This is a genomic window from Pseudomonas sp. USHLN015, assembly GCF_037153275.1.
GTDB lineage: Bacteria > Pseudomonadota > Gammaproteobacteria > Pseudomonadales > Pseudomonadaceae > Metapseudomonas > Metapseudomonas tohonis.
The window spans coordinates 251,247-274,896 of the sequence record NZ_JBBCKP010000010.1 but is presented as its reverse complement, the minus strand read 5'-3'; the positions used below and the strand labels follow the sequence as shown (position 1 = coordinate 274,896).

Annotated in this window: 22 protein-coding genes and 1 pseudogene; 10 read left to right on the top strand and 13 right to left on the bottom strand. The window is 65.6% G+C overall.

Annotated features, from left to right (window positions below; translation table 11 throughout):
* Nucleotides 1–98: 98 nt before the first annotated feature.
* Nucleotides 99–1,529: an exodeoxyribonuclease I gene (gene sbcB / locus WFQ67_RS21610; RefSeq protein WP_337058126.1), complete on the top strand. Its 1,431-nt coding sequence runs from the start codon at nt 99–101 to the stop codon at nt 1,527–1,529.
* 82 nt (nt 1,530–1,611) lie between these two features.
* On the opposite strand, the gene mvaT is transcribed toward sbcB, so the two are convergent.
* Nucleotides 1,612–1,989, bottom strand: coding sequence for a histone-like nucleoid-structuring protein MvaT (mvaT, locus tag WFQ67_RS21605; RefSeq protein WP_111263379.1), 378 nt, complete (start codon nt 1,987–1,989; stop codon nt 1,612–1,614).
* 308 nt (nt 1,990–2,297) lie between these two features.
* Here mvaT and purU point away from each other — a divergent pair, with 308 nt between their 5' ends.
* Together purU and WFQ67_RS21595 are read left to right on the top strand one after the other, a co-directional pair.
* Nucleotides 2,298–3,149, top strand: coding sequence for a formyltetrahydrofolate deformylase (gene purU / locus WFQ67_RS21600; protein ID WP_111263380.1), 852 nt, complete (start codon nt 2,298–2,300; stop codon nt 3,147–3,149).
* Between the two features lie 37 nt (nt 3,150–3,186).
* Nucleotides 3,187–3,375: a hypothetical protein gene (locus WFQ67_RS21595; RefSeq protein ID WP_213628648.1), complete on the top strand. Its 189-nt coding sequence runs from the start codon at nt 3,187–3,189 to the stop codon at nt 3,373–3,375.
* Between the two features lie 94 nt (nt 3,376–3,469).
* Here the strand turns inward: WFQ67_RS21595 and WFQ67_RS30485 are convergent, their stop codons facing one another.
* Together WFQ67_RS30485 and WFQ67_RS30480 are read right to left on the bottom strand one after the other, a co-directional pair.
* Complete coding sequence (locus WFQ67_RS30485; RefSeq protein ID WP_442969618.1) at nt 3,470–4,234, bottom strand: methyl-accepting chemotaxis protein; 765 nt, start codon at nt 4,232–4,234, stop codon at nt 3,470–3,472.
* A 93-nt stretch (nt 4,235–4,327) separates the two neighbouring features.
* Nucleotides 4,328–5,347, bottom strand: a pseudogene (locus WFQ67_RS30480) (HAMP domain-containing protein); the annotation flags it as partial.
* Between the two features lie 118 nt (nt 5,348–5,465).
* Between WFQ67_RS30480 and WFQ67_RS21585 the strand changes: the two are divergent.
* Nucleotides 5,466–6,956: a helicase HerA-like domain-containing protein gene (locus WFQ67_RS21585; protein ID WP_337058124.1), complete on the top strand. Its 1,491-nt coding sequence runs from the start codon at nt 5,466–5,468 to the stop codon at nt 6,954–6,956.
* Nucleotides 6,957–7,017: 61 nt separating this feature from the next.
* Here the strand turns inward: WFQ67_RS21585 and WFQ67_RS21580 are convergent, their stop codons facing one another.
* From WFQ67_RS21580 to WFQ67_RS21555, 6 genes are all read right to left on the bottom strand, one after another.
* Nucleotides 7,018–8,490, bottom strand: coding sequence for an inorganic phosphate transporter (locus WFQ67_RS21580; protein ID WP_213628650.1), 1,473 nt, complete (start codon nt 8,488–8,490; stop codon nt 7,018–7,020).
* A gap of 154 nt (nt 8,491–8,644) precedes the next feature.
* Nucleotides 8,645–8,842, bottom strand: a complete 198-nt coding sequence (locus tag WFQ67_RS21575; protein WP_111263385.1) for a hypothetical protein — start codon at nt 8,840–8,842, stop codon at nt 8,645–8,647.
* Nucleotides 8,843–9,154: 312 nt separating this feature from the next.
* Nucleotides 9,155–10,564 (bottom strand): GntR family transcriptional regulator MpaR, encoded by a 1,410-nt coding sequence (mapR, locus tag WFQ67_RS21570; RefSeq protein ID WP_337058159.1) that lies wholly within the window; start codon nt 10,562–10,564, stop codon nt 9,155–9,157.
* 77 nt (nt 10,565–10,641) lie between these two features.
* Nucleotides 10,642–12,060 (bottom strand): cytochrome c oxidase accessory protein CcoG, encoded by a 1,419-nt coding sequence (ccoG, locus tag WFQ67_RS21565; protein ID WP_173178735.1) that lies wholly within the window; start codon nt 12,058–12,060, stop codon nt 10,642–10,644.
* A gap of 831 nt (nt 12,061–12,891) precedes the next feature.
* Nucleotides 12,892–13,143, bottom strand: coding sequence for a hypothetical protein (locus WFQ67_RS21560; protein ID WP_173178733.1), 252 nt, complete (start codon nt 13,141–13,143; stop codon nt 12,892–12,894).
* Entirely contained in the window at nt 13,140–13,607 is a 468-nt protein-coding gene (locus WFQ67_RS21555) for a BRO-N domain-containing protein (RefSeq protein WP_337058123.1), read from the bottom strand. The genes WFQ67_RS21560 and WFQ67_RS21555 overlap by 4 nt, the downstream gene beginning before the upstream one ends.
* Nucleotides 13,608–13,977: 370 nt before the next feature.
* Between WFQ67_RS21555 and WFQ67_RS21550 the strand changes: the two genes are divergently transcribed.
* Nucleotides 13,978–14,289 carry a transcriptional regulator gene (locus WFQ67_RS21550; RefSeq protein WP_337058122.1) on the top strand — a complete coding sequence of 104 codons (312 nt, stop codon included), beginning with the start codon at nt 13,978–13,980 and terminating at the stop codon, nt 14,287–14,289.
* A 202-nt stretch (nt 14,290–14,491) separates the two neighbouring features.
* Here WFQ67_RS21550 and WFQ67_RS21545 read toward each other — a convergent pair whose 3' ends face one another.
* The 4 genes from WFQ67_RS21545 to WFQ67_RS21530 form a co-directional block, all read right to left on the bottom strand.
* The gene (locus tag WFQ67_RS21545; protein ID WP_337058121.1) at nt 14,492–15,304 is read right to left on the bottom strand and encodes an SUMF1/EgtB/PvdO family nonheme iron enzyme; all 813 of its coding nucleotides are present in this window, start codon (nt 15,302–15,304) and stop codon (nt 14,492–14,494) included.
* 58 nt (nt 15,305–15,362) lie between these two features.
* The gene (nirK, locus tag WFQ67_RS21540) at nt 15,363–16,514 is read right to left on the bottom strand and encodes a copper-containing nitrite reductase (protein WP_442969615.1); all 1,152 of its coding nucleotides are present in this window, start codon (nt 16,512–16,514) and stop codon (nt 15,363–15,365) included.
* A 166-nt stretch (nt 16,515–16,680) separates the two neighbouring features.
* The gene (locus WFQ67_RS21535) at nt 16,681–17,565 is read right to left on the bottom strand and encodes a TIGR02285 family protein (protein WP_337058120.1); all 885 of its coding nucleotides are present in this window, start codon (nt 17,563–17,565) and stop codon (nt 16,681–16,683) included.
* A gap of 23 nt (nt 17,566–17,588) precedes the next feature.
* Nucleotides 17,589–18,788, bottom strand: a complete 1,200-nt coding sequence (locus WFQ67_RS21530) for a CaiB/BaiF CoA transferase family protein (RefSeq protein WP_213628669.1) — start codon at nt 18,786–18,788, stop codon at nt 17,589–17,591.
* 331 nt (nt 18,789–19,119) lie between these two features.
* On the opposite strand from WFQ67_RS21530, the gene bacA reads away from it, so the two are divergent.
* From bacA to WFQ67_RS21505, 5 genes are all read left to right on the top strand, one after another.
* Nucleotides 19,120–19,740, top strand: a complete 621-nt coding sequence (gene bacA / locus WFQ67_RS21525) for a biofilm formation regulator BacA (protein ID WP_263153043.1) — start codon at nt 19,120–19,122, stop codon at nt 19,738–19,740.
* A gap of 14 nt (nt 19,741–19,754) precedes the next feature.
* Entirely contained in the window at nt 19,755–20,450 is a 696-nt protein-coding gene (locus WFQ67_RS21520; RefSeq protein ID WP_337058119.1) for a PspA/IM30 family protein, read from the top strand.
* 61 nt (nt 20,451–20,511) lie between these two features.
* A complete protein-coding gene (locus WFQ67_RS21515) occupies nt 20,512–21,141 on the top strand; it encodes an OB-fold-containig protein (protein ID WP_213628672.1) in 630 nt (209 codons plus the stop codon).
* 37 nt (nt 21,142–21,178) lie between these two features.
* Nucleotides 21,179–23,230, top strand: a complete 2,052-nt coding sequence (locus tag WFQ67_RS21510; RefSeq protein WP_373874747.1) for a flotillin family protein — start codon at nt 21,179–21,181, stop codon at nt 23,228–23,230.
* Between the two features lie 102 nt (nt 23,231–23,332).
* Nucleotides 23,333–23,572 carry a hypothetical protein gene (locus WFQ67_RS21505; protein WP_271105225.1) on the top strand — a complete coding sequence of 80 codons (240 nt, stop codon included), beginning with the start codon at nt 23,333–23,335 and terminating at the stop codon, nt 23,570–23,572.
* Nucleotides 23,573–23,650: the final 78 nt, after the last annotated feature.

The following is a 23,650-nucleotide window of genomic DNA, read 5'->3' as shown; positions in this document are numbered from 1 at the left end:
ACGAATTCAATCGGCTGCGTCACTGTTTGGCGAATTGGCGGACGCCGGCCCCTGCCGTCCGGGTGATAGACTCCGGCCCCTTGGCCATAGGAGGCAGCGTGACTTCCAGCATCTTCTGGTACGACTACGAAACCACCGGCATCAATCCGCGTTGCGACCGCCCCATCCAGGTGGCGGGCATCCGCACGGACGAGGCGCTCAACGAGATCGAGCAGCCGCTGAACCTCTATTGCCGGCCCAGCGACGACATCCTTCCCCACCCGGGCGCCTGCCTGGTCACCGGGATCCTTCCGCAGACCCTGCGCGAAAAGGGTCTGGACGAAGGCGAGTTCATCACCCGCGTGCACGCCGAATTGTCGCGACCGGGCACCTGCGGTGCGGGCTACAACACCCTGCGTTTCGACGACGAGATGACCCGCTACAGCTTCTACCGCAACTTCCACGACCCCTATGCTCGGGAGTGGCAGGGTGGCAACAGCCGCTGGGACCTGATCGACACCCTGCGTACCGCCTACGCCCTGCGCCCGGAAGGCATCGAGTGGCCGACGGAGGAGGGGCGCGTGTCGCTGCGCCTCGAACGCCTGACCGCCGCCAACGGCATCGACCATGGCCAGGCCCACGACGCCCTCTCCGATGTGCGCGCCACCATCGCCCTGGCGCGCCTGGTGCGGGACCGGCAGCCGAGGTTGTACGACTTCCTCTTCCAGTTGCGCAGCAAGCACAAGGTGCAGGAACAGATCCGCCTGCTGCAGCCGCTGGTGCATATATCCGGTCGCTTTTCAGCGGCACGGCATTACTTCTCCGTGGTACTGCCGCTCGCCTGGCATCCGAAGAACCGCAATGCATTGATAGTCTGCGACCTGTTATCGGATGTATCGCCGCTGCTGAACCTCGATGCGGAAACTCTGCGACGTCGCCTCTATACAAGGCGCGATGAATTGGCGGAGGGTGAAGTGCCGGTGCCGTTGAAACTCGTGCATATCAATCGTTGCCCGGTAGTGGCGCCCCTTAGTGTCCTGCGGGCGGCGGACCAGCAGCGCCTGCAAGTGGACTTGGCGGGGATTCAGGAAACGGCGCGACAACTTGCCGAGTTGCGCACGCAATGGCAGGACAAGTTGCCGGCCATTTACGCGGAGGAAGCCTTTCCCGGAACCGAAGATCCGGAGCAGCAACTCTATGACGGTTTTATTGGTGATCGCGACAGGCGACTCTGCGAGCAAGTGCGAAATGCCGAACCGCTTCGCCTGGCGCGTGAACCCTGGCCATTCGATGATCCGCGTTTACCGGAGTTGCTCTTCCGTTACCGCGCTCGAAACTTCCCGGATACTTTGTCCCCCGCGGAACAGGATCAATGGACGGTGTTCTGCAGAAACCGGCTCGTTGATCCGGCCCTGGGCGCGCCCAATACCCTGGCGGCGTTCGATCAGGCCGTGCAGGAGCTGAGTGTCGGCGCCACGCCCGCCCAGTTGGCGATACTCCAGGCCTGGGCGGAGCACGCCGGCGCGTTGCGCCAGCGCTACCGGCTATGAATGGATGCCCCTTTGCAAGAAGGGGTTATTCCGGACAATAAAAAACGCCAGCTTTCGCTGGCGTTTTTCGTACCGTTGGCAATTAGCCCAGCAGGGTGGCCCAGCTTTCAACGGTGTCGGCGCCCCACTTGGCTTTCCACTCTTTCAGCGTCTTGTGGTTGCCGCCTTTGGTTTCGATAACTTCGCCGGTGTGCGGGTTCTTGTATTGCTTGACCTTGCGGGCGCGTTTGCTGCCAGTGGTCTTGGCGGCAACACGCGGGGCCTTGGAAGTTTTGGAGTCCGGATCGAGCAGGGCGATGATATCGCGCAGGGACTTCTGGTATTCGCCCATCAGGGTGCGCAGTTTGCCTTCGAATTCCAGCTCTTTCTTCAGCTTGTCGTCTTGCGACAGGTTCTTCAGGCGCTCTTGCAGTTCTTTGATGGCTTCTTCGGTAGCGCGGTATTCGTTGATCAGCGACATGTCTGAGTCCCTTGGTGAAAATGGTGTTGGCGGCGGTGACTTGAATGTCAGGGATAATAGTCAGCGCGTTAATACAAGTAAACAGCGGGAAAAGTTTTGTCGGGATTATTTTCCGGATATGCCGTTGTTTGAATTAATGCGCACTGTCCGAAGCGATCGATCCGGAGGTTGGAACTTGTGTGCATTCGGGCCTCCGTCCGAGTTGGCCCGATGGGGTGCATGCGCGACGGGAAGTTCACGGGGCTGCTGAAGTTTTCACGGCGTGTGGATAGAATGGCCGCCTTTGCGAAGTATCTGGAGTTTCCCCCATGCGCACATTTCGTCTGGTGATCGCCTGTCCGGACGGCGTTGGCATCGTAGCCAAGGTCAGTAATTTCCTGGCTACTTATAACGGCTGGATTACCGAGGCGAGCCATCACTCCGACACCCAGAGTGGCTGGTTCTTCATGCGCCACGAGATTCGCGCCGATTCGCTGCCTTTCGACCTGGAGGGTTTCCGCCAGGCCTTCGCGCCGATCGCCCGTGAGTTCTCCATGGAGTGGCGCATCACCGACTCCGCCGTCAAGAAGCGCGTCGTGCTGATGGCCAGCCGCGAGTCCCACTGCCTGGCCGACCTGCTGCACCGCTGGCATAGCGGCGAGCTGGATTGCGAGATCCCCTGCGTGATCGCCAACCACGACGACCTGCGCAGCATGGTCGAATGGCACGGCATCCCTTACTTCCACGTCCCGGTGGACCCGAAGAACAAGCAGCCGGCCTTCGAGCAGGTCTCGCGCCTGATCGACGAACACAAGGCCGACAACGTGGTGCTGGCGCGCTACATGCAGATCATCCCGCCGGACCTGTGCCAGAAGTACCGCCACCAGGTGATCAACATCCACCACAGCTTCCTGCCCTCGTTCATCGGCGCCAAGCCTTACCACCAGGCGTCCCTGCGTGGCGTGAAGCTGATCGGTGCGACCTGCCACTACGTCACCGAGGAACTGGACGCCGGCCCGATCATCGAACAGGACGTGGTGCGCATCAGTCACCGCGACAACATCGAGGACCTGGTGCGCCTCGGCAAGGACGTGGAAAAGCTGGTGCTGGCCCGCGGCCTGCGCTATCACCTGGAAGACCGCGTGCTGGTTCACGACAACAAGACCGTGGTGTTCGACTGACACAACGGACGTCCGCCAGTGGCGTCGGGAGGCCGGCATGACCGATCCACGCAACCGGGGTACCTCCAGCCCGCCGCCAACCCTCGGCGAGGGCTGCGTGCGCCGCTACGACCCCGATGAGCTGACCGAGGAGAACGGCACCGACTTTCCCGGTGCCGCGGAGTTGTGGGAGCGGGTGCGCAAGGAGCAGCCGCAACCGCCCGGGGACGAGGGCGACGCCCCGTAGCGCAAGGCGCTCCCGCTGGGTCGAGCCCTGCCAGGGCCATCCTCCCGAATGAAAAAGGCGCCCGCAGGCGCCTCCTCCCTTTCAGCGATCCCGATCAGATGCGGAAGCTGTCCACCAGGTGCTTCAGGCGCGCAGCCTGCTGCTCCAGGTCGGCGCAGGCGCGCAGGGTGGCCTGGAGGTTCTCCACGCCTTCCTGGTTGAGCATGTTGATCTCGTTGATGTCCATGTTGAGCGACTCCACCACCGAGGTCTGTTCCTCGGTCGCGGTGGCCACGGACTGGTTCATCCCGTCGATCTCGCCGATGCGCTGGGTCACGCTGGAGAGCCGCTCGCCGGCGAGGTTGGCGATGGTCACGCTCTCCTCGCTGTAGCGCTGGCTCTCGGTCATGGTGTTGACCGCCTCGCGCGCGCCTACCTGCAGCTCCTCGATCATCTTCTGGATTTCCTGCGCCGACTCCTGGGTTCGGTGGGCGAGGTTGCGCACCTCGTCCGCCACCACGGCGAAGCCCCGGCCGGCTTCACCGGCGCGGGCCGCTTCGATGGCGGCGTTGAGCGCCAGCAGGTTGGTCTGCTCGGAGATGCCCTTGATGACCTCGAGGATCTGCCCGATGTTCACCGTCTTGCTGTTCAGCGTCTCGATGTTGCCGCACGAGGCGCGGATCTTCCCGGACAGGTCGCTCATCGCGATGATGGTCTTCTCCACCACCTGGCGACCGTCCTCGGACTGGTTGCGCGCATCGGAGGCCTGGTGCGAGGCGTCGGCGGCGTTGCGGGCGATCTCCTGGGCGGCGGCGCCCAGCTCGTTGATCGCCGCGGCGACGCTGTTGGTGCGCTGGGCCTGCTCGTCGGAGTTGCTCATCGACGAGTTGGAGGCCGACAGCACCAGCTTGGCGACTTCGTTGACCTGGCGCGTGGTGGCGGAGACCTCGCGGATGGAGGAGTGGATGCGCTCGACGAACTGGTTGAAGGACTGGGCCAGCTCGCCGAACTCGTCCTGGGAATGCACCTCCAGGCGGCGGGTCAGGTCGCCTTCGCCCTGGGCGATGTCCTGCATGGCGCGGCCCATCAGCAACAACGGCTGCATCAGCACGCGGATCAGCATGCCCAGCAGGGCAATGATGATCACCACCGCGATGACGGTGACGATGATCGCCGAGGTGCGGAACTCACGCAGCATGGCGAACGCTTCGGCCTTGTCGATCGACAGGCCGATGTACCACTTCACCGTCGGCAGGCCCTTGATCGGGGCGAAGGTGAGGATGCGCGCCTGGCCATCCAGTTCGGCCTCGGAGAAGTCGGTGCTGATGCGCGGCGTGTTCTGCGGGTAGAGATCCGCCAGCTTCTTCATCACCAGGTCCTTGTTGGGGTGGACCAGGATCGTGCCGTCCTCGCTGACCAGGAAGGCGTAGCCCATGCCCTGGAAGTCCAGCGAATTGACGATCTGCTGCAGCGTATCCAGGCTCAGGTCGCCACCGACCACGCCCTTGTCCCCGGCGGGCGTGGCGATGGTCATGATCAGCGTGCTGGTGGCGGCATCGATGTAGGGCTCGGTCAGGGTGGTGGCGCCGGCGGCCATGGCGTCCTTGTACCAGGGGCGGGTGCGCGGGTCGTAGCCTTCCGGCATCGCGCTGTCCGGGCGCATGGTGAAGGAGCCGTCCGAACTGCCCAGGTAGGTGAAGGCGAAGGTCGAGGCCAGCACCTTCTGCTCCAGCAGCGAGGTCACGGATTCGGCCTCGGCATGCCGGGCGATATTCTGCGCGACGTTCTCCACCAGCAGGATGCGGCCCGAAAGCCAGTTCTGGATGTTGCTTGAGGTCACGTCCCCCATTTCCCTGAGGTAGCTTTCAAGATCCTCGCGGATCGCATTCCGTTGCAGGTAGTCGTTGTAGAGCGTGAACAGCGAGAACGCCGCTATCACTACCAGAGAGGCTGCCAGCAGGATCTTGTGGCTGAACTTCAGGTTCTTGGTCATGTTTTCTTGCGTCCGATTGAGGCAGGTACCAGTCTTGGCGGGCCACCGGTTTTTTATGAACGGATCCGGCGTTGAACACTGTGTCGGTACAGAACCAGTAAAGCTTGAGGATGGCGAGATGCCTGCATCCAGATCGATAATTCTTGGCGCTGACCCCTCCGGCCAGCCGATCACCCAGGCGTTGCGCCTGGCCAACCGTCACGGCCTGGTCGCGGGTGCCACCGGAACCGGCAAGACAGTGACCCTGCAGCGCCTCGCCGAGGCCTTCAGCGATGCGGGCGTGGCGGTCTTCGCGGCCGACATCAAGGGCGACTTGTGCGGCCTCGGTGCCGCCGGCGCGCCCCAGGGCAAGGTCGCCGAACGCATCGCCTCGATGCCCTGGCTCGAACACCAGAGCAAGGCCTACCCGGTGACGCTCTGGGACGTCGCTGGCAAGAGCGGCCACCCGCTGCGCACCACCCTCAGCGAAATGGGCCCGCTGCTGCTGGGCAACCTGCTGGAACTCACCGACAGCCAGCAGGCCGCGCTCTATGCCGCCTTCCAGGTGGCCGACCGCGAGGGCCTGCTGCTGCTCGACCTGAAGGACCTGAAGGCGCTGCTCAACCACCTGCGCGAACACCCCGAACTGCTCGGCGAGGACCGCGCCCTGTTCGCCGGTGCCTCCGCCCAGGCACTGCTGCGGCGCCTGGCGACCCTGGAGCAGCAGGGCGCCGATGCGCTGTTCGGCGAGCCGGCACTGCAACTGGAGGACATCCTTCACCCCGACCGCGACGGTCGTGGTCGCATCCACCTGCTCGATGCCAGCCGCCTGGTGCACGAGGCGCCGAAGGTCTACGCCACCTTCCTGCTCTGGTTGCTGGCCGAGCTGTTCGAGCAGCTGCCCGAGCGCGGCGATGCCGAGCAACCGGTACTGGCGCTGTTCTTCGACGAGGCGCACCTGCTGTTCAACGACACGCCCCGTGCCCTGCAGGAACGCCTGGAACAGGTGGTGAGGCTGATCCGCTCCAAGGGCGTCGGCGTCTATTTCGTCACCCAGTCCCCCGGCGACCTGCCCGACGAGGTGCTGGCCCAGCTGGGCCTGCGCATCCAGCACGGCTTGCGCGCCTTCACCGCCAAGGAACAGAAATCCCTGCGCGCGGTCGCCGACGGCTTTCGTCCCAACCCGGCCTTCGACAGCCTCGGCGTGCTCACCGAACTGGGCATAGGCGAAGCGTTGGTGAGCACGCTGGAGGAAAAGGGCACGCCGGCCATGGTGCAGCGCGTGGCCATCGCGCCGCCGCAGTCGCGCATCGGACCGCTCAGCGAGGCCGAGCGCGCCGAGCGGGTGCGCACCTCGCCCCAGGCCGGGCGCTACGACAAGCCGATCGACCGTGAGTCCGCCTACGAGATCCTCACCGCCCGCGCCGCCGAGGCGCCGGCCGCTCCCGAGGCCAAGGGCAAGGCCAGGCCCGCCGAGGCGGATGCGGGTTTCGCCGGTGCCGCCGGCGAACTCCTGGGCAGCCTCGCCACCCAGGCGATGAAGACCGCCGTGCGCCAGGCGGCCAACCAGCTGGGCCGGCAACTGGTACGCGGGTTGATGGGCTCGCTGCTGGGCGGCAAGCGCCGCTAGCCGGGTTCTCGCCGCAACGAAAAAGGGCGCCCTGAGGCGCCCTTTTTCATGGCTGAGGGGATCAGACGAACAGCTTGGTCGAGATCCAGAACAGCGCGGCGGCCAGGGCCATGGAGGTGGGCAGGGTCAGCACCCAGGCCAGCAGGATATTGCGCACGGTGCCGCCCTGCAGGCCGCTCTTGTTGGCGACCATGGTGCCGGCGACGCCGGATGACAGCACGTGGGTGGTGGATACCGGCAGGCTGTAGATGTTGGCCAGGCCGATGGCGGCGGCGGCGGTGATCTGCGCGCTCATGCCCTGGGCATAGCTCATGCCCTGCTTGCCGATCTTCTCGCCGACGGTGAGTACCACGCGCTTCCAGCCGACCATGGTGCCGATGCCGAGGGCCAGGGCCACCGCGATGATCACCCAGAAGGGGGCATATTCGGTGGTGGCGGTCAGGTCCTTGCGCAGCTTCTCCAGGTCCGCCTTCTCGCGCGCCGGCAGGTCGGAGAGCTTGCCCACCTTCTTCGCGGTGTCGTCCAGGCAGAGCAGGTAGCGACGGGTCTCGACGCGGGTTGCCTCGCTCATGTCGGTGTAGCTGGCCACGCCCTTGAGGTTGGTCATCAGCCCGGCGATGGTCGCTTCGGTCTGCTTGGGATCGCAACGGAACGCCTGCGGCATCTCGCTGGGAGTGGCCTTGCCCAGGGCCAGCATCTCACCGAGGGTGTCGGTGTGGCGCTGGTAGAACTGGCTCAGGTGCGTGGCCGCGTCACGGGTGCGTTCGATCTGGTAGGTGGTGCTGTTCAGGTCGAGCACGAACTTGGCCGGGACGATGCCGATCAGCACCAGCATGATCAGGCCGATGCCTTTCTGGCCGTCGTTGGAGCCGTGCACGAAGCTCACGGCCATGGCCGAAAGCACCAGTACCAGGCGGTTCCAGAAGGGCGGGTGCTTCTTGTCGTCGACTTCCTTGCGGGTCTCCGGGGTCTTGTGCATCTTCGACGCCGGGTACAGCCACTTCAGCGACAGCAGCAGCAATGCCGCGACCATGAAGCCGGCGGCCGGCGAGAAGATCAGCGACAGGCCGATATCGATGGCCTTGCCCCAGTTCACGCCTTCGCCCAGCGGCAGGTCGCTGATCAGCGCGTTGGCCAGGCCGACGCCGAGGATCGAACCGATCAGGGTGTGCGAGCTGGAGGCCGGGATACCGAAGTACCAGGTGCCGAGGTTCCAGGTGATGGCCGCCGCCAGCAGCGAGAACACCATGGCCAGGCCGTGGCCGGTGTTGACGTTGATCAGCAGCTCCACCGGCAGCAGGTGGACGATGGCGTAGGCGACGCCGACGCCGCCCAGCAGCACGCCGAGGAAGTTGAAGATGCCGGAGAGGACCACCGCGCGGTAGGGCGACATGGCCTTGGTGTAGATGACCGTGGCGACCGCGTTGGCGGTGTCATGGAAACCGTTGATGAACTCGAAGGTCAGGACGAATGCCAGGGCGAGCAACAGGCTCAGCACCAGCCAGGCATCAAGCCCGCTGAAGAGATCGAACATGAAGGTTTAGTGACAGGCTGGTTAGGGGGCGCGAATTATGCCAGAAAACCGGCCCGCGCCCAGCGTCTGACCGCCGATCGGTACCCGTTGCCACTGCGTCACGGCAGCGCAGCCCAGTAAATCAGGGCCATGCAGGGCATTGTTCGAAATCGTTTCAGCTGTCCTGGCCGAGTTCTTTCTCGATCTTCTGGATTTCCCGCTCGAAGGCCTGGTCCTGGTAGGTGGGGCGCTTGCGCCAGGGTTTGCGTTCGGGTTCGGGCTGCGCGGCGTAAGTGGTCACTTCGCCGCCGTAAACATCCTTGTAACGTTTTTCCTGGCGCTCGAGTTCGGCGCGCAGTTCGTCTTTCGTCACGTGTTGATCCGCTTGGTCTGAATAATGGGTCTTGAGTTTCCGGCGATGGAAGGCGCGAGGGCCTTCTGCAACTTTCGCCTGTCATGGACTTGGGCCGGACGGCCGTTCCATTTTCTTCAGCGACCGTCCCGGTCGACTTTCACACACCACCGAGAGCCAGGCGCACCGCGCCTTCGCGCAATTAAGCCGGCTAACTTCGGAGGGGCGGCGAAGTATATAGGGAAACTCACCAGAAGCTCTATCGAATAGAAAGCCGAAGGCACGACGAGTTCAACTTTCGTTGCACTCGCCGTGCACTTCCCTGGTGCATGTTCAGAGGCTGCGGATGATACGTCCGAGTGTTTCCATCGCCTGTTCGCTGCGTGTCGTCCAGGGGTGGCCGTAGTTCAGGCGTGCGCAATTGCTGAAGCTCCGGGTCGCCGAGAAGATCGGCCCCGGCGCGATGCTGATGCCCTGGGCGAGCGCCAGCTGGAACAGGCGCAGCGAGTCCACCTGCTCGGGGAATTCCAGCCAGAGGAAGTAGCCCCCGTCCGGACGGCTCACCCGGGTCTGCTCCGGCAGATGGCGGGCGACCGCGGCGAGCATCGCGTTCTGCTGGCTTTCCAGGGCGTAGCGCAGGCGTCGCAGGTGGCGGTCGTAGCCGCCGTGCTGCAGGTAGTCGGCGATGGCCGCCTGGGCCGGGACCGAGGCGGAAATGCTGGTCATCAGCTTCAGCCGCTCGATCTCCCCGGCATAGCGCCCCCCGGACACCCAGCCGACCCGGTAGCCCGGTGCCAGGCTCTTGGAGAACGAACTGCAGTGCATCACCAGGCCCTCGCTGTCGAAGGCCTTCACCGGCTTGGGCGCCTGTTGGCCGAAATACAGCTCGGCATAGACGTCGTCCTCGATCATCGGCACCTGGTATTGCTTGAGCAGTTCCGCCAGGCGTCGCTTGCGCGCTTCGGCCAGGCTCGCCCCCAGCGGGTTGTGGAAGTTGCTCATGAACCAGCAGGCCTTGATCGGCAACTGTCCGAGGCTGCGCTCCAGCACTTCCAGGTCGATGCCCTCGCGGGGGTGCACGGGGATCTCCACCGCCTTCAGCTTGAGCCGTTCCAGCACCTGCAGGCTGGCGTAGAAGGCCGGCGACTCGATGGCCACCAGGTCGCCCGGGCGGGTCACCACCTGCAGGCAGAGGTTGAGTGCCTCCAGTGCGCCGTTGGTGATCACCAGCTCCTCGATGGGCAGCGGCAGGCCGCCGACCATGTAGCGCAGGGCGATCTGCCGGCGCAGGCCGTGGTTGCCAGGCGTCATGTCGGCGACGGTGGAGCGCGGGTCCATCTCCCGCACCGCGTGGGACATGGAGCGCGCCAGGCGTTGCAGGGGGAACAGCTCCGGACTGGGGAAGGCCGAGCCGAAGGGCACGGTGTCCGGGTCCTTGATGGAGCTGAGCACCGAGAACACCAGCTCGCTGACATCCACCTCGGTGGTGGCGGCCTCGCGGCTGGCCACCTCTGGCTCGCGCAGCGGGCGCTGCACGTGCTGGCAGACGAAGTAGCCGGAGCGTGCGCGGGCCATGATCAGGCCACGGCTCTCCAGCAGGTAGTAGGCCTGGAACACGGTGGAGGCGCTGACGCCGTAGGTGCGGCTGGCATGCCGCACCGAGGGCACCTTCTGGCCCGGTGCGAGCACGCCGGTACGGATCAGTTCGGCGATCTCGTCGGCGAATTTCTCGTAGCGCTTCATCTTGTCCTGCGGGTGGGCGGCCTGGGCCGCCCACTCTAAGCGCTGCGTCGGGACGCCGCCAGCTGCGCCGTCCATGCTCAGCGCCTCGGGCTGACGAAGGTGCTGTCGGCGGTGGCGGTCGCCGTGTCGCCGTCCAGGCTGGTGATGCGGAACACCAGCTCGCGGGAGCCGCCGCCCAGGGTGTCGTCTTCCTGCGCCACCGAGACCGGCAGCTCGAGGATCTCCCCAGCCTCGATGCTCACCTCCGCCGGTGCCTGCAGGCGCAGGCCCTCGCCCTCGGCCAGCTCCAGGCGGTAGCGATGGCTGAGCTGGGTCTTGTTGATCAGCTTGAGGTTGTAGATGTTCTCGATCTCGCCGGCGGCGTTCTCGCGGAACATGCCACGGTCCTTGATCACGTCCACGGAGATTTCCGAACGCGAGGCCAGCAACCAGCCGAAGGCGCCGATCATCAGCACCAGGGCCGTGGCGTAGCCGATCAGGCGCGGCCGCAGCAGGTGGGTGTGGCCGCCCTCCAGGGCGCGTTCCGAGCTGTAGCCCACCAGGCCACGGGCGTAGCCCATCTTGTCCATCACCGAATCACAGGCGTCCACGCAGGCCGCGCAGCCGATGCAGGCGATCTGCAGGCCATCGCGGATGTCGATGCCGGTGGGGCAGACCTGCACGCACACCGTGCAATCGATGCAATCACCCAGGCCCTGGGCCTTCGGGTCGCTACCCTTCTTGCGCGCCCCACGGGACTCGCCCCGGGCGGCGTCGTAGGAAACGATCAGCGTGTCCTTGTCGAACATCACGCTCTGGAAGCGGGCGTAGGGGCACATGTGGATGCACACCTGCTCGCGCATCCAGCCGGCGTTCACGTAGGTGGCGGCGGTGAAGAACAGCACCCAGAACAGCGAGACGCCGCCGGCCTGAAGGGTCACCAGCTCGGTGGCCAGTTCGCGCACGGGGGTGAAGTAACCGACGAAGGTCACCGCCGTCGCCAGGCTGATGGCGAGCCACAGGCCGTGCTTGGCGACGTTGCGCGCCACCTTCTCCACGCCCCAGGGGGCGGCGGCCAGCTTGATGCGCTGGTTGCGGTCGCCCTGGGTGCGCTGCTCGACCCACATGAACATCCAGGTCCAGACGCTTTGCGGGCAGCTGTAGCCGCACCAGACGCGGCCGGCGAACACCGTGATGAAGAACAGCCCGAAGGCGCAGATGATCAGCAGCCCCGAAAGCAGGATGAAATCCTGCGGCCAGAAGGTCGCGCCGAAGATGTAGAACTTGCTGTCCTCCAGGCTCCAGAGCACGGCCTGGCGGCCATCCCAGTCGAACCAGAGAGTGCCGAAGAACAACAGGCACAGCAGCCCCGCGCCGAGCAGGCGGAAGTTGCGGAACCGTCCCGTGAAACTGCGGGTGTGGATGGGGGCACTGGAGGCGTAAAGGGACTTGCTGGCGGCGGCGGGGCGACTCGGTTGGACGACCTCTACCTGCCTGACGGGAATCATCTCGCTCATGATGCTGGCCTTTTGGGCTATGACGGCGAGGCGGACTATAGGGAGAGGCTGATACTGGAAACAGATTCAGGTGAACGGACAAAAACCGTATCAGATGGAGCGGGATGACCGCTCATGCCGCAAGGCGCGTGGTTCCGGGCGTAGCCCGGGTGCACCGTGCGGCATGCGCGGCAATAGGTCGCAGCGCTAGAGGCGCAGCACCGGGCGATAGCAGTTGGCGATCTGCGCCTGGCAGGGGTTGACCCCGGCCGGCGCTGTTCCACCCCCATGGCGTACTCGCGCACCAGCAGCACGTGATGAGGACCGGCAAGGCTTCGCCCCGCACCTGTGCAGGCGCATCGTCCGGATGGAGCAGCACCATGGAGTGCCGCAGCGGTGTGGGATCGATTTCATTCGCGCAGCGGTGCCCGAATCTGCATGGCACAACGTTTCAGTGGCCCCCGCGTTCGCGAGGGTGACGGTACAAATCCGGGCGCCCAGCCAACCCCCGTCATCCTCGCGAATGCGGGAAACCACTCGACAGAGGGCGGGGGAGTTCCCGCGCAAGGCTGTCTGCAACAGGGCCACATGTGCATGACGGGTGCATTCAGCGCGGTGCTGGTGGCGAGTCCGAGGTGCGCGCAGCACACCCTACGTCCGGAGTGAGCGGCGGCTGCATGCTCCGAGGCCTGATTGCGACCCTTCCAGACGGGCAAAAGCGAAGCCACCTTCCACGAGCGTGGATTTTTACTCGTGAAAGACTTCTCCCGCGCGGTCCATCCAGAGCACCCGTACAAGGGCAACCCCGTTGCCCCAAAGGCCCCTCCCGATCCGAGAGGGGCCAGGCTCAGGTCAGCTCTTCCACAACGCCAGCTGCTCCAGCTTCATCAACTGCCAGAACTCCTGCTGGTTGCTGCGGCACAGGTCCACCATCGCATCCATCAAGGCCCCTTCGCCGACCTCATCCAGGTAGGGCCCGGGGATTCCCTCGCGCAGGCCCGCGTTGTCCCGGATGATCTCGGCGATCACATGCACGGTGTTCAACCGAGACTCCATCCGATCCACCAACTGCCGCAGCCGGCGTTCTGCCACCTCCTGGCTCATACCGACACCTCCTGGCGGCCGGCCATGAACAGCGGCAAATCCCGCCACGCCACCCACAGCTCACCCTGCCAGCGCACTACACCCAACTGCCGGCCCTCGTAGATCAGCGTTTCGCGAATGGGTGCCGCATCGGGCGTGCGGTGATAGTCATGCAGCGTCGGCACCAGCACCTCGTTCACCCAGCGGCCCACACTGCCGTGCCTGGGCGTGCCGAACTGGAACAGCGCCCGGTAGGCGCCGATATCGCTGATCACCACCACCTCTTCGTGGAAGCCGTCGGTGTAGATGAGGGCGAGGGTTTGCTGCTGGTGAGGCTCCAGGGTCGGGAGCAAGGGAAGGGCATCGGCGAGGCCGATCAACTGCGCGAAATCATGGGCGACGAACCAGGGCTGGTTGTCGACCATCACGGCGCGCAGGCGTTGGTGGTGGTGATAGAAAACGAGAGGAGTGAATGCATTTTTCATGGCATAGGTTCCTTGTCCGGTGGACCACTCCGCCATCCTTCGCTGTCATTCGAAGGGTGGCGAATCGCACGGGGTTGACAGACCGGGACAAGAGACCGGCAGACCACGAGGGTCTCCCCGCGCGATCCGCCATAAAGCAATGCAGTTGAAAACTGCATGCGTGCTCGTGCCTGCAAAAAACATTCGCTGTTTTCCGCATGCACCTTGTGGCGCACCGCGCCTTGTCATCGGGCTGTCAAACCCGGCCACGGGATTTACCGTGGCTCGGGGAGGATAGGGAGGAGGGAGTGGGAGGGCAAGGGATGGTGATGCCCATCGGCTGCGGCGTTATCGCACCTCTCCTCACAGTCGAAAGTGTGAGGACTGTGAAATGAAGTTCGACATCAATTCCCCCGAGCAGCTTGGTTCGCTCATTAGCGCGAGCCGCAAGGCGATGCAAATGCGCCAGGACGATACGGCGGGAAGCATCGGCGTATCCGAAAACTTCTTGGGTAAAGTCGAGCGTGGTGGCGAGACGGTTCAATGGAGCAAGTTGTTTCAGGTGATGCAGGAGCTTGGCCTGTCCATAACGGTCGAGGTGCCAGAGCCCTTCGCTCACGACACTTTGAGAATTCTTGAAACCATGAACAACAAGCGAAACAAGGTGGCCCATTCCGAGAGCCTTGAGCCGGCGCGAGATTGATGGATCGATCACTCAATGTCTGGATTAACCACGATCAGATGGGCACCTTGCGCGAGAGCAATGGCCTGATGCTGATTGAACGGGGCCTATAACCAGGCCCGAGCGAGGTTGAATCCTGGGGCACTGGCAGCACCGCTGGTTGTGGCCGCCCAGGGCGTTGAGGTGAGTGGCAAGCTAGCCAGCCAGGCGCAGTCGAGGGGGATCACGGGATGTCCCTGACCAGGCGGAAGCCGAGGTTGTCCGGCGGCTGTCCGGCGGTGCAGCCACCGCCGCGCGCGTCGCGCACGAAGTCGTTGATCGCTGCGCGGTGGCGGCCTTCGGCGATGCGGATCGAGCAGGCCTCGATGCGGCTGAGCTGCGCCCCTCGGGCATCGAGCTTGATGCGCTGGTGGCAGCTGTCGGTCCATTCCCAGACGTTGCCGGCGAGGTCGGCGATGCCGAATTCGTTGAGCCCATGGCCGCCGCGTGCCAGCGGCCGGGCCGATTCGGTGGTGCGCATCTCGGCCTCGAAGCTGTAGCGGGCCAGCCAGCGCCGTGCCGGGTTGCTGCCGTCGTTGTCGATGAGCAGGGCGTCGTCGGCCCAGCGCGAGCCGGCGAAGAAGGCCCATTCCAGGTCACTGGGCAGGCGCCAGCGCTGGCCGGTGCGGCGGCTTAGCCAGTCGGCATAGAACTGTGCGTCCAGCAGGCTCACGCCGGTGATGGGCAGGTCGTCGCGGGGGCTGCCCCCTTCGCTCAGCGGCAGGCAGTCGCCCTCGGCCACGCAGCGCGCGTATTCGGCCTGGCTGACCTGGTACTTCATCACCTCGAAGCCGGGTTGTAGCCGCTCGCGCCGGGCGGGGGCGTCGATGGCGCGTGCCTCCTGCCAGTAGTCGCCGGCGGGGCGGAAGGTGAAGGCACGGGCCATCAGTGCCACCGTTTCCGGTGCCGGTTCGGGCGGGTGACGGGGGCCGAGGAGAAGGGCCGCCGCCGCGATGGCGAAGACGGCTGGCAGGCTGATCCGGGTGGCCTTGTGCATGGCGGCGGCGTCCGTTGGCCAGGGTGGATGGCCGGCCCTTGCGGGCCGGCCGGCGGGCTCATTTGATCGGCGATGGCGGCTCGACCTGGCTCATCAGGTCGGCGTCCCATTCGCCCTCGACCTGGAAGTGCGCGGTGGCGCCCAGCAGCACGCCTTCGATCAGGTTGTGGTTGAGGTAGGCGTACAGGCCCGGCTGGCGGAAGGTGTAGAGCGCCGCGCCGGCCGCGCCACCCGGGATGAACCAGGTCTCCAGGTCCTGCTCCGGCGGGTTGCTGAACTTGCCGCTGGCCCAGACGTGGTCGCCGTGGCCGCCGATCAGGTGCGGGCGGGTGTCGCGGTTGGCCTGGGAGTGGACGACCAGCACCGTATCGCCGACGCGGGCCTTGAGGGCGTTCTTGCCGGTCAGGGCGCCCACCTTGCCGTTGAACACGATGTGGCTGGGGACCAGCCCCTTCATGACGCCCAGCATGTCGGCGAAGCTCTCCATCGGGCTGGCGTAGCGCTTGAACCTGCCGTCCTTGTCACGCGGGACGTAGAAGTCCTGTTCGCCGACGTAGAACACCTTGTCGTACTTCAGCCCCTTGCCGGCGCGGTCCTTCAGGCCGTCACGGGGCAGCACCATGATCGCGCCGTTCATGCCCGAGACCACGTGCCAGGGGATCATCGCGCCACCCGGTGCGCAGTGGTAGACGAATACGCCGGCGCGGGTGGCCTTGAAGCGCAGCTTCACCTGCTCGCCGGGGCTGACGATGGTCAGCGCGCCGCCGCCCAGGGCACCGGTGGCGGCGTGGAAGTCGATGTTGTGGGCCATGCCGTTGGTCGCGGGGTTGACCAGGGTGAGCTCCACGTAGTCGTCCTGGTGCACCACCATCAGCGGGCCGGGTACCGAGCCGTTGAAGGTCATGGCGTGGACTTCGGTGCCTTCGTCGTCGAGCACCAGGGTCTTCTCTTCGATGGTCAGGGTGAACTCCACCACCTTCGGCGAGCCGCTGGCGCGGGCCTCGTGGGCGTGGACGAAGGGTGGGGCGACCAGCTCGACCTTGACCCGCTCCAGCCTGGACAGGTCCGGGGCCTCGCCCGGTTTCTTCGGTGCCGGCTCCGCCCCGGCCAGCGCCTTGCCGCTGCCGAGCACCGAGCCGGTGACGCCGAGCACCACCGCGCCTGCGAGCAGGGTGCGGCGGGAAAGGGACATCGCTTCCTCGTCGTGCATGATCATCTCCGTAATGACTACCGTCGTTGGCTACAGAGATACCGCGTGGCCAGGAACTTTCCTTGAGCTGAGACAAGCAAGCCTGCAACTGGGCAACCTGCTGCAGGGAGGATGTGCGTCATGTCGCGTTTGTGCAGGTGCCGGCCTTGCGCAAGGTGGGGCGGGCTCAATCCTTCCCGAAAAAGCCCTTGGCGTCCTGCAGGTAGGCCTCGCGGGTGGGGCCGTCCAGCCAGCGGGCGTAGAGCTGGATCAGCTCCTCGCCGCGCAGCTCGCGGATCACCTCGTTGATCGCCTCGATGGCCCGCTTGCCTTCGGGTGTCTTCGAGCAGCCCACGTAGGCGAGCAGGTAGCTGGGCATGCCCTGCACCGGATGGAAGCGCAGGTCGGAGACATCCACGCCATCGGTCTCGGCCAGGTAGCGCACCTCGGGCCAGTAGCCGAGCAGGGCGCTGATGCGGCCGTGCTGTTGCATCTGCAGCAGGCTGCCCAGGGCGTTGTTGCCGTGGTGCACCAGCAGGCGCTCGGGGGCTGCGGCGTGAAGCGTGGCGTCGATCGACGGCCCGTAGCTGCGTTCCACCAGTACGCCGAGGCGCTGGCGCGGGTCGGCGAGAAAGGCCGCCAGGTCGATCCTGCCGTCCTTCAGGTAGGGCTGGATCTCGTCCTCCAGTTCCCGGCGCACCACCACGCCGTTGGTCACCACGCCCAGGGTGGGGATGGAGAAGTACATCAGTTGCTCGCGCTCCTGGGTCCTCAGCACGCCCGCGTCGCAGGTGAGGGTGTCGCGGGCGAACATCTGGTTGGCACGAGCGCGATTGACGCGGCTGTTGACGTGGCGGTACTGCGGCAGTCGCTGCTGCAACAGGCCGAGCATCCGGTCGGCGATGCCCTGGCCCTTGAGCGGGCCTTCCATGATGTTGAACGGCGCCATGTCGCGCACCGTCCAGGTGATCAGCGTGTCGGGTGCCGCCGCACAGCCGCCGGCGGCCACCAGCAGCGCGCCGCCGAGCAGCAGGCCGCGCAGGCGCGAGCGGAATCCGGGCCGACCCGCCATGGGCGAGGGGGAGGGTGGGCAGCTCAGATGGCGCCTTCCTTGCGCAGGGCGTCGATGCGTGCGGCGTCGTAGCCCAGGGCACCGAGCACTTCGGCATTGTGTTCGCCCAGTTCCGGGCCGACCCATTCGGCCGAGCCCGGGGTCGCCGAGAGCTTGGGCACGATGCCGGGCATGCGGAACGGCTTGCCGTCGGGCAGGCGCGCCTGGAGGAACATCTCGCGGGCGATGAACTGCGGGTCGGCGAACATGTCCTCGGCGGAATAGATGCGGCTGGCCGGCACCTCGGCACGGGTCAGCACCGCCAGCACCTGGTCCAGGGGTAGCGAGCCGACCCAGCGGTCGATCACCCCGTAGAGTTCGTCGCGGCGCGCGTCACGGCCGTCGTTGCTGGCGAGCGTCGGATCCAGGGCCAGGTCCTCGCGGTCGATGGCGAGCATGAAGCGCTTGAAGATGGCATCGCCGTTGGCGCCGATCTGCACGTGGCGGCCGTCGGCGCTGGTGTGGATGGAGGAGGGGGTGATGCCGGGCATGATGTTGCCGGTGCGTTCGCGGATGAAGCCGAACACGTCGAACTCCGGGACCATGCTCTCCATCATGGCGAACACCGCCTCGTACAGCGCCACGTCCACCACCTGGCCTTCGCCGCCGTTGACCTCGCGGTGGCGCAGCGCCATGAGCGCGCCGATCACGCCCCAGAGCGCGGCGATGGAGTCGCCGATGGAGATGCCGGTGCGCACCGGCGGGCGGTCCTCGAAGCCGGTGATGTAGCGCAGCCCGCCCATGGATTCGCCCACCGCGCCGAAGCCCGGCTGGTCCTTCATCGGGCCGCTCTGGCCGAAGCCTGAGAGGCGCAGCATCACCAGCCTGGGGTTCAGCGCGTGGAGCACGTCCCAGCCCAGGCCGAGCTTCTCCAGCACGCCGGGGCGGAAGTTCTCGATGAGGATGTCCGCCTCGCTCAGCAGGCGCTTGAGGATGGCGATGCCGTCGGGGTGCTTGAGGTTCAGCGTCAGCGACTTCTTGTTGCGCGCCTGCACGAACCACCAGAGCGAGGTGCCCTCGTAGAGCTTGCGCCACTTGCGCAGCGGGTCGCCGCCGTCGGGGGACTCGACCTTGATCACCTCGGCGCCGAACTCCGCGCACAGGCGCGAGGCGAAGGGGCCGGCGATCAGGGTGCCGAGTTCGATGACTTTCAGTCCGGCGAGGGGCTTGGCGAGGGTATCCATTGCACGTCCGTGGGGCAGGAAAAAACCCGCCTAGCCTAGACCATTGCCCCGTTTCAGGGCAGCCGTCGGCCGGCTGCTTTTTCGTGAATCAGTTCGGTCTTCGGCCGATCCCCGCTTTCCAAGGCGCGACGAGGGGGTTCTAATCCCCGGCGACACGGCACGCGTACAGCAGAAACCATGGACAGGTCCTCATGCCCCGTCGCTCCTCTTCCCACCTTTGCAGAACCCTTCGGGCCCGCTCCGAGGCTTAGTCCTGCGCGCGTCTGGCACGCTTCGAAAATATTACATGTGATGGATTGAAAGCTTACATGTGATGGATTAATCTGCGCCCATGGAAAACAAGTCATCCGCCCATTACCAACGTTTGTTCCGCCAGCGCCTGCGTGATCAGGGGCTGGTGAAAAAGGAAGTCTGGATACTGCCGGAGAACGCCCAGGCGCTCCTGGCGGTTGAACGCAAGCTGCGCCAGCCTCAACCGGGGCCGGTCAATCTGGAAAAGGAGGGGGCCATGGAAATGCCTCAGATCTGGAATGCGCGAGCGCTCTGCGAGGCCTTGGCCGCGACCGAGCTCTTCACCCGTGGCGATGCCGGCATCGAGCTGATCGAAGGTGCCGAGCCCAGCCTGCACGTGACCATGCGCGAGTACGGCGACCTGCCGTTGTTCGTCGCCCTGCACGGTGAGCAGATCATCGTCGAGGCGCTGCTCTGGCCGCAGAGCGACGTGCGCGACGTGGCTGCCTTCAACGAGGAGGTGCTGCTCAGTCGCCAGTTGTTCCCGCTGTCCAGCATCGGCCTGGAGACGCTGCCCGGCGGCGAGCGTTGCTACACCATGTTCGGCGCCCTGAGCGCCTCCTCGATCCTGTCCAACGTGGTTTACGAGATCGAGACGCTCGCCAGCAACGTGATCCGCGCCACCGAAGCCTACGAAGGCTACCTGAAGGCTCAGGCCTGACCTGGAGGAAGCACATGAACGTTTGGAGCAAGCTGCTCACCGCCCTGCGCGGCGGTGTCAACGAAGCCGGCGAGGCCATTGTCGACAGCCAGGCGCTGCGCATCCTCGACCAGGAGATCCGCGACGCCGACCTGGAGCTGCGCAAGTCCAAGGAAGCCCTGGCCGAGATCATGGCGCGGCAGAAGCTGGCCGAGGATCGTGCCGGCAAATGCACCGCCAAGATCGGCGAGTACGAAGCCTATGCCCTGAAGGCCCTGGAAAGCGGCAACGAGGCCCTGGCCAAGGAAGTGGCGGAGAAGATCGCCAACCTGGAGAACGAGCTGGCCGTCGAGCGCGAGCAGGCCGCCGGCTTCGCCGCCAGCGTGGCCCAGCTGCGCAAGGCCGTGACCCAGGCCGAAGGCAACATCAAGCACCTGAAACAACAGGTCGATACCGTCAAGGCCACCGAGAGCGTGCAGAAGGCGCAGATGGCCGTGGCCCAGCGCTACAGCGGCTCGCAGACCAAGCTGCACACCGCCGTCGAATCGCTGGAGCGGATCAAGCGCCAGCAGGCCGAGCGTGCGGCGAAGATGGAAGCGGCCGCCGAACTGGCCGCCACCAGCAGCCCGGACGATGACCTCGATGCCAAGCTGCGCGCAGCCGGCATCGTCGCCGACGGCACCAGCGCCGACAGCGTGCTGGCCCGCCTGAAGGACAAGGGCAAGTCCTGATCCACCGTTGAACGGGCGGGGTCGCTCGACCCCGCCCAGCCTTTTCAGGGATAGGAAAGCGATGGAAATCTTCCTGCAGACCGCACTGTCGTTCCCCACCGTGCTGTTCAGCTTCCTGCTGTGCCTGGCCATCGTCTACTGGGCGATCGTCGCGCTCGGTCTGGTCGAGGTCGACCTGCTGGACGTCGAGGCCGACTCGCTGCTCGCCGGCGATGGCGTCGCGGCCCTGCTGTCGAAGCTCAAGCTCAACGGCGTGCCGGTCACCCTGGTGCTCAGCCTGCTGTTCGCCGGCTCCTGGTTCCTCAGCTATTTCGCCGAACTCCTGGTCCTCAGCCACCTGCCCCTGGGCCTCCTGCGCTACCCGCTGGGCCTGGTCGTGGCCGTGGTCGCGCTGGGCCTGTCGCTGCCTGTGGCGGCGCTCATCTGCAGCCCGCTGCGGCCGCTGTTCCACAAGGCGGAGGCCGTCACCAGCAAGAGCGTGCTCGGCCAGACCGCCATGGTGCGCAGCGGCCGGGTCACCCTTGCGCATGGCGAAGCCGTGCTCGAAGACGGTGGCGCCGGGCTGATCCTCAAGGTCCGTGCCGACGAAGCCCTCGGGCTCAAGCGCGGCGACCGCGTCGTATTACTGGAATACCTGGAGGCGCAGCACGCCTATCGGGTCATCACCGAGGACGAATTCCGGGGCATATGACCCGGTGCGCCTCAGCATCAAAGGAGAGTGATTGCAAATGAACAACATCGAGTGGGTGATGCCCTTCCTGACCGTGCTCGGACTCGTCGTCCTGTTCGTGGTCGGCATCCTGGCCCTGTTCAAGGCCTTCTACATCAAGGTCCCGCAGGGCACCGCGCTGATCGTCAACGACATGTCCTCCACGCCCAAGGTGCACTTCACCGGCGCCCTGGTGTACCCGGTCATCCACCTCAAGGAGTTCATGCGCATCTCGCTGATCACCCTGGAGGTCGATCGCCGTGCCAAGGACGGGCTGATCTGCCGCGACAACATGCGCGCCGACATCACCGTCGCCTTCTACCTGCGCGTCAATGAAACCCAGGAAGACGTGCTCAAGGTGGCCAAGGCCATTGGCGTCGAGCGTGCCTCCGACCGCGCCGCGGTGAACGAGCTGTTCAACGCCAAGTTCTCCGAAGCGCTGAAGACCGTCGGCAAGCAGTTCGACTTCGTCCAGCTGTTCGAGAACCGCCAGGACTTCCGCGACCGCATCATCGAGGTGATCGGCAACGACCTGAACGGCTACGTGCTCGAAGACGTCGCCATCGACTACCTGGAGCAGACCGCGAAGAACTCCCTCGACCCGAGCAACATCCTCGACGCCGAAGGCATCCGCAAGATCACCGAGCTGACCGCCGCGCAGAACGTCATCACCAACGAGCTGGAGCGCAACCAGGAGCTGGCGATCCAGAAGAAGAACGTCGAGACCCGCGAAGCCGCCCTGGCCCTGGAACGCCAGCAGGCCGACGCCGAAGCCCGGCAGAAGCGCGAGATCGAGACCATCCGCGCCCGCGAGGAAGCCGAGACCGCCAAGGTCAAGGAAGAGGAGCGCCTCAAGGCCGAGCAGGCGCGCATCCAGGCGCAGCAGGAGATCGACGTGCGCGTCGAGAACCACCAGCGCGAAGTGGAAGTGGCCCAGCAGAACCGCCAGCGCGCCGTGGTCATCGAGGTGGAGAAGGTCACCCGTGCCAAGGACCTGGAAGTGGTCGCCCGCGAGCGCGAGGTCGAGCTGCAGCGCATCGAGAAGGAAAAGGCGCTGGAAGAACAGCGCAAGAACATCGCCAACGTGATCCGCGACCGCGTCGCCGTCGAGAAGACCGTGGCCCAGGAAGAGGAGCGCATCAAGGAAGTGCGTGAGATCTCCGAGGCCGAGCGTGCCAAGCAGGTCATCGTGCTCCAGGCGCAGGCCGAGGCCGAGCAGGAGCTGGTGCGCCAGGTCAAGCAGGCCGAGGCCGACGAGACCCGCTCCAAGCACAAGGCCGTGGAAATCAACAACCTGGCCCAGGCCGAGCTGGAAGCCGCTGCCAAGCAGGCCGAAGCCAAGAAACGCCTGGCCGAAGGCATCGAGGCCGAGCGTGCCGCCCCCGGCCTGGCCGATGCGCGGGTGCTGGAAGTCACCGCCGCCGCCAAGGAGAAGGAAGGCCTCGCCGAAGCCCGTGTGCGTGCCGAGCAACTGATCGCCGAAGCCCGTGGCGAGCAGGAGAAAGGCCTGGCCGACGCCCGCGTGCTGGAAGCCGCCGCAGCAGCCAAGGAGAAGGACGGCCTGGCCGAAGCCAAGGTGCTGGAAGAGAAGCTGGGCGCCCAGGCGCGTGGCGAAGAACAACTCGGCGCCGCCAAGGCCAAGGCCACCAAGGACCTGGGTTCGGCGGAAGCGGAAATCCTCCTGCAGCGCCTCAACGCCGAGGCCGAAGGCCTGGGCAAGAAGTTCGGTGCCCTCGACGCCCTCAGCGACAGCGCTCGCCAGCACGAGGAGTTCCGCATGCAGCTGGAGAAGAGCTTTGAGGAAGCCATGGCCGCCATCGCCGCCAACAAGGACATCGCCAAGGACCAGGCCGAGGTGCTCGCCACCGCACTGGGCAAGGCGAAGATCGAGATCGTCGGCGGCGAAGGCGACTTCTTCAACTCCTTCGCCAAGTCGCTCTCCGTGGGCAAGGCCATCGAAGGCGTGGTGGGCAAGAGCCCGGTGGTGCAGGACGTGCTGGCGCGCCTGCTCAATGGTCGCACCCCTGCGGTCGCGCCCAAGGCTGACGCCGCTCCGGCAGCCGACGCCTGATCGAGCGGGCCCCGGAACTCCCGGGGCCCGATGCCATGCAAAGGGTCCGCCCCGCCTTGCAAAAGGGGACGGGCCCGCCTACCCACCAAGAGGAACCTTGCCATGTCGGAACCCCGTGACTACCTGGAGCTGTCCTTCCGCTCCATCCACTGCTTCGCCAACGACGGCCGCCTGGACGTGCACGAACTGGCCGCCCTGCTCGCCATTGCCGAGCGCGACGGCGTAATCGATGACAACGAGAAGCGCGTACTGAAGAAAATCCTCGCCCACGTCCGGCCTGAGGAAATCGACCCCGCCCTGCGCGAGCAGATGGCCGAGGTCGCCCGCAAGATCGGTGCCTGAGCCCAGGCCCCGCGTCCCCGCGTGCCCGGCCCCTCCATCTGAGGGGCCTTGCTCGCAGACCCAGCAGATTCAGGAAGA

Excerpts from the sequence above, each read along its gene's own strand:
- WFQ67_RS21555 (WP_337058123.1), bottom strand. The coding sequence starts at position 13,607 with ATGAAAAATGCATTCACTCCTCTCGTTTTCTATCACCACCACCAACGC.
- WFQ67_RS21585 (WP_337058124.1), top strand. The coding sequence starts at position 5,466 with ATGCCTGCATCCAGATCGATAATTCTTGGCGCTGACCCCTCCGGCCAG.
- WFQ67_RS21580 (WP_213628650.1), bottom strand. The coding sequence starts at position 8,490 with ATGTTCGATCTCTTCAGCGGGCTTGATGCCTGGCTGGTGCTGAGCCTG.
- WFQ67_RS21545 (WP_337058121.1), bottom strand. The coding sequence starts at position 15,304 with ATGCACAAGGCCACCCGGATCAGCCTGCCAGCCGTCTTCGCCATCGCG.
- ccoG (WP_173178735.1), bottom strand. The coding sequence starts at position 12,060 with ATGAGCGAGATGATTCCCGTCAGGCAGGTAGAGGTCGTCCAACCGAGT.
- WFQ67_RS30485 (WP_442969618.1), bottom strand. The coding sequence starts at position 4,234 with ATGAGCAACTCCGACGAGCAGGCCCAGCGCACCAACAGCGTCGCCGCG.
- WFQ67_RS21595 (WP_213628648.1), top strand. The coding sequence starts at position 3,187 with ATGACCGATCCACGCAACCGGGGTACCTCCAGCCCGCCGCCAACCCTC.
- WFQ67_RS21520 (WP_337058119.1), top strand. The coding sequence starts at position 19,755 with ATGAACGTTTGGAGCAAGCTGCTCACCGCCCTGCGCGGCGGTGTCAAC.
- WFQ67_RS21550 (WP_337058122.1), top strand. The coding sequence starts at position 13,978 with ATGAAGTTCGACATCAATTCCCCCGAGCAGCTTGGTTCGCTCATTAGC.
- nirK (WP_442969615.1), bottom strand. The coding sequence starts at position 16,514 with ATGCACGACGAGGAAGCGATGTCCCTTTCCCGCCGCACCCTGCTCGCA.
- WFQ67_RS21505 (WP_271105225.1), top strand. The coding sequence starts at position 23,333 with ATGTCGGAACCCCGTGACTACCTGGAGCTGTCCTTCCGCTCCATCCAC.
- mvaT (WP_111263379.1), bottom strand. The coding sequence starts at position 1,989 with ATGTCGCTGATCAACGAATACCGCGCTACCGAAGAAGCCATCAAAGAA.
- WFQ67_RS21510 (WP_373874747.1), top strand. The coding sequence starts at position 21,179 with ATGAACAACATCGAGTGGGTGATGCCCTTCCTGACCGTGCTCGGACTC.
- WFQ67_RS21515 (WP_213628672.1), top strand. The coding sequence starts at position 20,512 with ATGGAAATCTTCCTGCAGACCGCACTGTCGTTCCCCACCGTGCTGTTC.
- bacA (WP_263153043.1), top strand. The coding sequence starts at position 19,120 with ATGGAAAACAAGTCATCCGCCCATTACCAACGTTTGTTCCGCCAGCGC.
- WFQ67_RS21560 (WP_173178733.1), bottom strand. The coding sequence starts at position 13,143 with ATGAGCCAGGAGGTGGCAGAACGCCGGCTGCGGCAGTTGGTGGATCGG.
- mapR (WP_337058159.1), bottom strand. The coding sequence starts at position 10,564 with ATGAAGCGCTACGAGAAATTCGCCGACGAGATCGCCGAACTGATCCGT.
- WFQ67_RS21530 (WP_213628669.1), bottom strand. The coding sequence starts at position 18,788 with ATGGATACCCTCGCCAAGCCCCTCGCCGGACTGAAAGTCATCGAACTC.
- purU (WP_111263380.1), top strand. The coding sequence starts at position 2,298 with ATGCGCACATTTCGTCTGGTGATCGCCTGTCCGGACGGCGTTGGCATC.
- WFQ67_RS21535 (WP_337058120.1), bottom strand. The coding sequence starts at position 17,565 with ATGGCGGGTCGGCCCGGATTCCGCTCGCGCCTGCGCGGCCTGCTGCTC.